Here is an 8,944-nt window from a genome sequence, read left to right as displayed (position 1 = left end):
GCCAGGTTGGTGATACTGGTGGTATTGGCGGCAACGTCATTCGTCAGATTAGTGATGTTAGTGGTGTTGTTAGCAACATCGCCGGTCAGGGTGCTGATGTTAGTGGTGTTGGTTGCCACGTTGTCGTTAGTGGTTTTTAACTGAGAGCCGTTAACAGCATCTTTACTGTCAACAGTCAAATCACCGTCTTTAACGTTGGTGATTTTGCTGGTGTCATCGGTGCCGTGTTTGGCGGTGAATGCACCTGAGGCGTCATCCCATGCCAGCGCATCCGCGCCAAGGTTAGTTACCGTATCCGCCAGGTTGGTGATACTGGTGGTGTTGGCGGCAACGTCATTCGTCAGATTAGTGATATTGGTGGTGTTGTTAGCAACATCGCCGGTCAGGGTGCTGATATTAGTGGTGTTGGTTGCCACGTTGTCGTTAGTGGTTTTCAACTGAGAGCCGTTAACGGCATCTTTACTGTCAACAGTCAAATCACCGTCTTTAACGTTAGTGATTTTGTTGGTGTCATCGGTGCCGTGTTTGGCGGTGAATGCACCTGAGGCGTCATCCCATGCCAGCGCATCCGCACCAAGGTTAGTCACTGTATCAGCCAGGTTGGTGATACTGGTGGTATTGGCGGCAACGTCATTCGTCAGATTAGTGATATTGGTGGTGTTGTTAGCAACATCGCCGGTCAGGTTGCTGATATTAGTGGTGTTGGTTGCCACGTTGTCGTTAGTGGTTTTTAACTGAGAACCGTTAACCGCATCGGTACTGGATGCGTTCAGCTCACCCGCCGTAACGTTGGTGATTTTGCTGGTGGCATCGGAACCGTGTTTTGCACTGTAGACTTTTTTAAGCGAGTCCCATTGCAATGTATTATCGTCAAGACTTTTTAACGCTTCGCCAACATTATTAAAAGTACCGCTTTGCAGTTTGTAGTTAGGGGCGTTAACAATCCCTGCAGTACTCACGGAGGCGCCGCCGCCCAGACGGTCTGCGACTGACTTACTGATATCATAAAGCTGTGAACCGTTGATGGCATCAGTACTGGTACTGCTAATATCGCCTTTTGCCATGTGGACAATTTTACGCTGTAGTGTGTCGTTACCTACTGAAACAGTATTATCTTCCACCGCTGTGGAACCCGTGCCCAGAGCAACGGAGTTGACACCCGTTACACTGGACAGGCTACCAATTGCAATACTTTTTTCAGTACCGGCAACGCTTTCTTGTCCAAGCGCAATACTGTTTTCGCCGCTTGACTGACTTTTATTACCCAGCGCAATAGAATTTAAACCGTCTGCTTTTCCTGCCTGACCGAAAGCCATTGCTCCAGCTTTGGTTGCATTGGCTCCATATCCAAGCGCAACGGTATTGTCCGCGTTAGCTATGCTGCTTGAACCCAATGCCAAACTATATAATCCATTGGCTTCGCTTGCGGCACCCATTGCAATGGCACCATCGGCATTCGCTAAAGCCAGTCTTCCAAATGCCAGGCTATCAATGGCATTGGCTTTTGTATCTGAGCCGAATGCCAGACTATACTTTCCTGCGGCTAATGCCTGGTAACCAAGGCTGGCTGCATAATCAGCACCATCTTCTACTCTTGAGCCTCTACCTATTGCAGTAGAGTATGTACCACCGGTATAAGTCATCCCACCCAATGCAAGGGAATACTCTGCTTTTGACTCTGCGCCGCTACCGAATGCTGTGGATCTGTCCCCAGTGGCTATAGACATGTGCCCTATAGCTATTGATATCTCACCCAACGACTGACTCTCGTAACCGAATGCGGTACTTCCTTCTCCACTGGCTGTCGCTCCGGTTCCTATTGCAACTGCGACTCCTCCCTCTGTCTTTGAGGTAGCTTTTGCATTCTTTCCGATAGCAATCCAGCTATCGCCTTCTTGGGGAGTTTCAATGCTCGCACCACCATCAAGTGCACCTGCACCTGCCCCGAACGACGACATCAGTCCACCGGCAACTAATGCAGAAATTAACAGCTTGCTGCGCCCGCTCTTCTTCCCACGGCTTTTTGCCGTTTCGCTGGCGACGCTGTAACTCCCCGTTGCAGGGTTCCAGATAACTTTAAAAATTTTGTTCATTGTTGTTGCTCTCTATTCCTTGATATAAGTGCAATGACTGCATTTATTTTTTGCTTTTTTTCTGCCGGTTATCAGCAGGTGGAAGGTTGTCGAAGTTGATATTCTGCATATTAATAGCCAACTTCAGGTATTTCAGGTTGTTGGGAGACACCCCTTTTAACGTCAAGTTAATGTCTTGCCATTGACCCGGTAATAATTTCAGCGTGGAGTTCATGGTGGTGCTAAAAAGCAGTTGTTGCCATTTGGCATATTCTTTTTGAACAGTAGGTCTTTCACCGCCCCAGGTGGCATGAAAACCAATATTTGATACGGGCACACTTAATAAATTGGCCAGTGACATATGAATAACACTGCCATTTTCTATTGCTTCAACAGATAACACCCGACCGGCAATACCCACAGACCCATTATTCAAAATAAAATATTTTGTTTGCGCTGGGTTAAATTCAGTAAAGACAAAGTAGTCTTGCTGACGTTTAATCTCTTTCACTACCTGAGCCAGCGTTTTTGTACTGTTTATTACGCTAATATTTTGTTTTTCAATGGTGCTTGTTTTTTTGTCTTGCTGTTCTAATTGTTTTTCGAGTTGATCGATTCTGGCCTTTTGTTCTTCCTGTTGTTTTGTTAGCTCATCAACTACTTTCGTTTTTTCGACGTAATCACAACCTGACAATACCAGCATTGTCGAAGCCGCCATGACGCTTATAAGAAAATTATTCACATTCATACAAAGTTATCCTTACATATCATCCCTGCTAGCAATTTGAACTAAGGGATGTGTCCATTTGTGGTTAATGCTTTTGTGATTTATACGGCTGGCTTTATGAATATTGCGAATACATTCATTCTAAAAATTATTTATTAAGTTTTAAAATTGTTTAATTGTATTAAGGAGGCGGATTTTAATGAGGAGGGTTGTCAGATGTCAAACACTGCATTTAAAGAAGAAAAATAGCTTTAATTTAATATTCACACAATCAATGTTTGGGGTGGATTTTTAGAATGTGGATGGAAAAAATACCGGCAAAAGTTTTATTTTATGAATGATATCGTCCATTTTCAGGCGTAGAACTAAACCTTTTACTGAACGCATTTTCAGATTGAGTGCCACTGGTAAAAAACTGACTCTACGAGGAAACAGAGGAAAAAGAGGAAGATAATTGTTACATCCCGCATTTATCTGCAACGCGGGATGTGAAGGAGATAGACAGGTAAGAGGGTTAAAACGCTGTCTTTGAGAACCCGGTCATCTCTTGCAGACCCATTTCACGACCCAGTGCAGTCATCGGATGCACTACGACTAACCCACGGACACTCTTCTTCAGCTTACCCATATCGGCTTGTTCTTTTTTGGTAATCGCACGCTGAAACGGCATCTTCATCAGCTTTTGTGCTTCTTTGCTGAGTTTCTGGCTATGAACTTCACGCAGGCGGGCAATTTCAGCTTCCAGCGTAGCTTTCTCTTTTTCCAGCTCGGCATACTTGTCTGCGGCTTCAACCAGCGACAGTTCGGCCTGCTGGTGGCGGATGGCGTCCAGGCGATCGCTAAGACGTTTAATTTCGTTTTTTTCGACTTCTTTCATGGGATGGCTTCTGATAAAGATAAATTTATAGCCCCTAGTATGCGCGACCAGGTGCTTTGTTCACAACTGATGGCATTGTAATAGTTTTGTTGGGTAACAAGTCTGGGGTTCAAAAATCATATAATGCATTGATTAATAAGTAATATAATCAGAAGGTGAGGGCAAGCGTTGTGGATTTCGCACGTTTTCCTTAATGTCATTTTTATCGGGATCTAAACTAAAATCGGCGGTCGCGCATTCCCGGCGCGGGGTAATACGGAGATATTATTATGGGCAAATTAGGTGAAAACGTTCCGCTTCTTATTGATAAAGCCGTAGATTTCATGGCATCAAGCCAGGCGTTCCGGGAGTATCTGAATAAACTTCCCCCCCGTAACGCGATTCCATCCGGTATACCTGAGGAAAGCGTGCCGTTATATCTACAACGTCTGGAATATTATCGCCGACTTTATCGGCCGAATCCGGTAGAGGAGAAGTAAGCGAAAGTACTTACTTTTGAAAGGCTTTTTTTAAGCTGATTTTGGAAATCAGCTCTGTCAGTGAAAGGACCATTGTTGATCGCACAGCCTGTTGATAGCGTTGAACTTGCATCGCATACAAACTGGAGTCTATTGGTTCAAACTGTGGCGGCGGAGGCAGTGCCGCCACGCAATGCAGTTCGCCAAATGGCCCAAGAATTTCATCATCGGTAAATGCGTACTCGTTGCCGTCGTGGTTCAGCTCTTCCCGCAGTGCCATCAACAGTTCCGCATCTTCGTATTCATGGCGACTAATTACGCCAAGCCCATAAATCAGCTTTAAGCGCACGGACAAGTCGCCCAGCGGACCATCGCCGTCGAGTAATGGTTCTACAGCATACTTCACCGCGTAATCGTCTTTGCGGAATACCTGAAGCACCAGAAGATTCACCGCCTCGGTCAGGAGATCGACGGCGGTAATCAGAAAGCTTCGCACGGTTTTGCCAGCATTCAGACGCTCAAGCACACGGTTTTCAAAGGCCTGGGTTTGTTCCATTGTTGCCTGCATATCTGACAATCTGTTATTCGGGCGCAGGGAGTCCTGCGCCTGGTTCACCATTATTGCATTGCGTTATAAGCGGTTACCGCCTCGGTGACAACCTCGCTGTTGGCATCAAGCCCGGAAATGTGCGCCAGCGCAGCCTGCGGGCCTTTGTCGGCAATCAGCGCCGCCAGTTCTTGTGCCTGCGGATCATCTTCACTGCGGAAATGCATTGCAGCGGCAATACCTTCAATCAGATTTTTGTGCGGCAAGCCATATTCCAGCGTACCCAGCAGCGGCTTGATCAGACGGTCGCCAGCACTCAGTTTACGCAGTGGTTGACGGCCTACGCGCTCAACATCATCTTTCAGATACGGGTTTTCAAAACGACCGAGGATTTTCTGGATGTACGCCGCGTGCTTGTCCGCGTCAAAGCCGTAACGCTTAATCAGTACTGCGCCGCTTTCTTCCATCGCCCCTTTTACCACCGCACGGATTTTCTCGTCGAGAATCGCGTCACGAATGGTCTGATGACCCGCCAGTTTTCCAAGGTACGCGGTTATAGCATGACCCGTATTCAGGGTGAAGAGCTTACGTTCGACAAACGCCATCAGGTTGTCGGTTAACTCCATACCAGGAATATTTGGCAGTGTGCCTTTGAACTGGGTTTTATCGACAATCCATTCGCTGAAGGTTTCTACCGTCACTTCCAGCGGATCGTTAGTTGCCGAAGCAGAAGGCGGCACGATACGGTCAACGGCGGAATCCACAAAGCCAACGTGTTCTTCTACCCACGCTTTGGCATCTTCCGGCAGGGCGTTCATCACATGACCTTTCAGTTGTGTTGTGCCACGTACCATGTTTTCACAGGCGATAATGTTCAGCGGGGATTCATTACCTTGCTCTTTACGTTTCACCAGCCCTTTGGCGATTGCCGGAGCAATGCGTTCCAGCACGACCGGGCCAACGGCGGTGGTGACTAAATCAACCTGGGCGATTAAATCAATCACGTCGTCGCCAATGCTGCTGACGGCATTAACGCCGGAAACGGTATCAACCTGCTCGGTTTCGCCGACAACGTGAACCTGATAGCTATGACGGGCATTCAGGGCATCAAGTACCACCTGATTGACATCGGCAAACGTCAGTTGGATACCCGCGTCTGCCAGCAGTTTACCGATAAAGCCACGACCGATATTACCTGCGCCAAAATGTAATGCTTTCATAGTATTAACCTTCATCAATGTTTTTACCCGAGAGGGCTGGGGTGAGGCTTTTCCCTCACCCAAACCCTCTCCGTGAGGAGAGGGGCAGCGCCGGATGCGGCGTAAACGCCTTATCCGGCCTACAAGAGCGTGCAAATTTAACAAACTGCGCTTTGTTTTGTAGGCCTGATAAGCAAAGCGCATCAGGCAATTAGCCCACCTTCTCCATGTGGAGAGGGTGGGCCTGGATTACTTACGACCTGCCAGCAGTTCCAGCACTTCATCCACGCTAGTGGTGTGTGCCAGACGCTCGATGACGGACTCATCATCCAGTGCGTTGGTCAGGCTGGTGATAACCTGAATGTGCTCGTTATTACGGGCAGCAATACCAATCACCAGACGGGCGATGTCATCTTCTTCTTCACCGAAGCGCACGCCTTCCGGGTACTGACAGAACACGACGCCTGTTTTCAGTACGCGATCTTTCGCTTCAACCGTACCGTGTGGCACCGCGATAGACTCACCCAGATAGGTCGGGGTCAGTTTTTCACGATCTAGCATCGCCTGTACGTATTCCGGCTCAACATAGCCGCCTTTCACCAGTTGTTCACCGGCAAAGCGAATCGCTTCTTCTTTGGTTGCCGCTTTGCGACCGAGGAAGATGTTCTCCGCGCCGAGCTTAAACAGGTTGGCGTTAGAATCGTCAAAGCTGTCTTTCAGGCTGTCTTTCACTTTCACTTCGTTTTCAGTATGGCGCTGGGCAGCAACCAGACGTTCGGTCAGGCTGGTGTACAGGCCGCTGTCGAGGAAGTTGGTCAGCGAAATATGCTGTGCCTGCGGAACCTGACGCATAGCACGTTCGGTCAGGTCACGGTGAGTGATGACCAGGTCCACATCCGGCGGCAGGTTGTTGATCGCGCTGTTAGTAACAGAAATCTGCGACAGACCTGCATCCTGAATTTTCTTACGCAGTACGCCCGCACCCATCGCACTGGAACCCATACCGGCGTCACAGGCAACGATGATTTTACGCACGTGGCTCAGGTCGTTAGTCACATCGCCAGCAGACAGTGGAGTAGCGCCTTTTGATTCAGCTTTCATCTCCTGAACACGACGCGCAGCCGCTTCAATATCGTCTTCTTCTTTCACTTTGCTGGTTTTCAGCAAAATAGCAGAGACAACGAAGGAGACTGCCATCGCCGCACACACACCTGCGATGTTAGCGAAGTAAGCACCTTTTGGCGTCATCGCCAGTACCGCGAGGATAGAACCCGGAGATGCCGGAGAAACCAGACCACCGCCCAGGATAGTCAGCGTGAACACGCCAGTCATACCGCCGAGGATAACGGCCAGGATCAGACGCGGATTCATCAGCACATACGGGAAGTAGATTTCGTGGATACCACCCAGGAAGTGGATGATTGCCGCACCGCCCGCAGACTGTTTAGCACTACCACGACCAAAGAACATGTACGCCAGCAGCACGCCCATACCTGGACCTGGGTTAGCTTCAATCAGGAAGAAGATGGATTTACCCAGTTCATGGGACTGCTGAATACCCAGCGGCGAGAAGATACCGTGGTTAATGGCGTTGTTGAGGAACAGGATTTTCGCCGGTTCAACAAAGATAGACGCCAGCGGCAGCATGTCATGGACAACCATGAAGTTAACGCCCGCAGCCAGCATTTTGGACAGGGCTTCAACAATTGGACCAATGCCGAGGAATGCCAGAATGGCGAGGATCATCCCGATGATGCCAGCGGAGAAGTTATTCACCAGCATCTCAAAACCGGATTTGATTTTACCGTCTACCCAGCGGTCGAAGTGCTTAATACACCAGCCGCCCAGCGGACCTGCAATCATAGAACCGAGGAACATCGGCATGTCTGCGCCGACGATAACGCCCATGGTAGTGATAGCACCAACCACGCCGCCACGTTCGCCACCTACCAGCTTACCACCGGTATAACCGATCAGCAGCGGCAGGAGATAAGTGATCATCGGCCCGACCAGCTTCGCCAGCGTTTCGTTCGGTAACCACCCTGTTGGAATAAATAACGCGGTGATGATACCCCACGCGATAAACGCGCCGATATTTGGCATCACCATGTTGCTGAGGAAACGACCAAAGCTTTGCACTTTGATCTTAATATCGGATGACATAAAAACACCCCTTCTTATGTTTGCTGTCGCGCAGGCTGGAAGCCCGAGGTTTTTTGTTAATGTGGCGGCAGAGGTAGCCGGACCTTGTAGATACTGCGAAATCTGGCACTGAATCGGTTAACTGTCCAGTCGACGGCCTTTTGTGTGATATCGGTCACATAAATATAGGGGGTAGAGAGGTAATTGACGTGACGCTCATCACAAAATACTTGTGTAAAAAAGCAACAAGGCGGCGATTTTCGCTAAAAATGGCATTAAAATGTGAATAATGTCACATTTTAATTTTAGCTGTTTGTTGAGTTATTGTGATCTGAATCACAAGATATTTTCTTCGGTAATTCACCTGGTGTGATCTGCAGCATGTTCTGACTTTGCCTTAAGACCGTTTTGTAACTGAGCAACTTATCGCCTTTTAAAATTATCCTTCGGTGTGATGGCGAGATTGGCAAACGCGGATTAATGTCAAAGTATCAGCCTGACTCCCTTCCGGCTGCCAGCCAAAAAACAACACTGATAAGCGTGAATCCGAGGCAGATATGTTTCTAAACTACTTCGCGTTGGGAGTGCTGATCTTCGTCTTTCTGGTGATTTTTTATGGAATCATCGCGATACATGACATCCCCTATCTGATTGCCAAAAAGCGCAACCATCCCCACGCCGACGCCATTCATACGGCGGGTTGGGTAAGTCTGTTTACCCTGCATGTAATCTGGCCGTTCTTGTGGATCTGGGCAACGCTTTACCAGCCAGAGCGCGGCTGGGGAATGCAGTCACATACTGCGTCGCAAGAGAAAGCGACTGACCCGGAAATCGCCGCACTTTCTGACCGAATTTCCCGGCTGGAGCATCAACTCGCCGCAGAGGAAAAGACTGACTATTCCACGTTCCCGGAGATCTGATT

At 48.6% G+C, this 8,944-nt stretch carries 8 protein-coding genes; 2 read left to right on the top strand and 6 right to left on the bottom strand.

The annotated features are described in order from the left end of the window. From A7589_RS08025 to A7589_RS08005, 3 genes are all read right to left on the bottom strand, one after another. Window positions 1-2,093: ESPR-type extended signal peptide-containing protein (locus tag A7589_RS08025; protein ID WP_286174493.1), on the bottom strand; the 2,093-nt coding region annotated here is incomplete at its 3' end. A 43-nt stretch (window positions 2,094-2,136) separates the two neighbouring features. Continuing rightward, window positions 2,137-2,820 carry a DUF3251 domain-containing protein gene (locus A7589_RS08010; RefSeq protein ID WP_001102196.1) on the bottom strand — a complete coding sequence of 228 codons (684 nt, stop codon included), beginning with the start codon at window positions 2,818-2,820 and terminating at the stop codon, window positions 2,137-2,139. A 493-nt stretch (window positions 2,821-3,313) separates the two neighbouring features. Next, window positions 3,314-3,676, bottom strand: coding sequence for a YibL family ribosome-associated protein (locus tag A7589_RS08005; RefSeq protein ID WP_000665684.1), 363 nt, complete (start codon window positions 3,674-3,676; stop codon window positions 3,314-3,316). Window positions 3,677-3,945: 269 nt separating this feature from the next. On the opposite strand from A7589_RS08005, the gene yibT reads away from it, so the two are divergent. Next, window positions 3,946-4,155 (top strand): protein YibT, encoded by a 210-nt coding sequence (gene yibT / locus A7589_RS08000; protein WP_000517102.1) that lies wholly within the window; start codon window positions 3,946-3,948, stop codon window positions 4,153-4,155. A gap of 10 nt (window positions 4,156-4,165) precedes the next feature. Here the strand turns inward: yibT and mtlR are convergent, their stop codons facing one another. From mtlR to mtlA, 3 genes are all read right to left on the bottom strand, one after another. Then, a complete protein-coding gene (gene mtlR, locus A7589_RS07995; protein WP_000247990.1) occupies window positions 4,166-4,753 on the bottom strand; it encodes a mannitol operon repressor MtlR in 588 nt (195 codons plus the stop codon). Beyond that, entirely contained in the window at window positions 4,753-5,901 is a 1,149-nt protein-coding gene (gene mtlD, locus A7589_RS07990) for a mannitol-1-phosphate 5-dehydrogenase (RefSeq protein ID WP_108188794.1), read from the bottom strand. The genes mtlR and mtlD overlap by 1 nt, the downstream gene beginning before the upstream one ends. 228 nt (window positions 5,902-6,129) lie before the next feature. Continuing rightward, on the bottom strand, window positions 6,130-8,043 hold the full coding sequence (mtlA, locus tag A7589_RS07985; RefSeq protein WP_000093246.1) for a PTS mannitol transporter subunit IICBA: 1,914 nt from the start codon (window positions 8,041-8,043) through the stop codon (window positions 6,130-6,132). A gap of 536 nt (window positions 8,044-8,579) precedes the next feature. Here mtlA and A7589_RS07980 point away from each other — a divergent pair. Next, a complete protein-coding gene (locus A7589_RS07980; RefSeq protein WP_000479616.1) occupies window positions 8,580-8,942 on the top strand; it encodes a DUF3302 domain-containing protein in 363 nt (120 codons plus the stop codon). Window positions 8,943-8,944: the final 2 nt, after the last annotated feature.

This window comes from Escherichia sp. MOD1-EC6475 (genome assembly GCF_003046645.1).
GTDB classification, from domain to species: domain Bacteria; phylum Pseudomonadota; class Gammaproteobacteria; order Enterobacterales; family Enterobacteriaceae; genus Escherichia; species Escherichia ruysiae.
The sequence above is the reverse complement of the archived record's forward strand: the minus strand, read 5'-3'. Positions and strand labels throughout refer to the sequence as shown.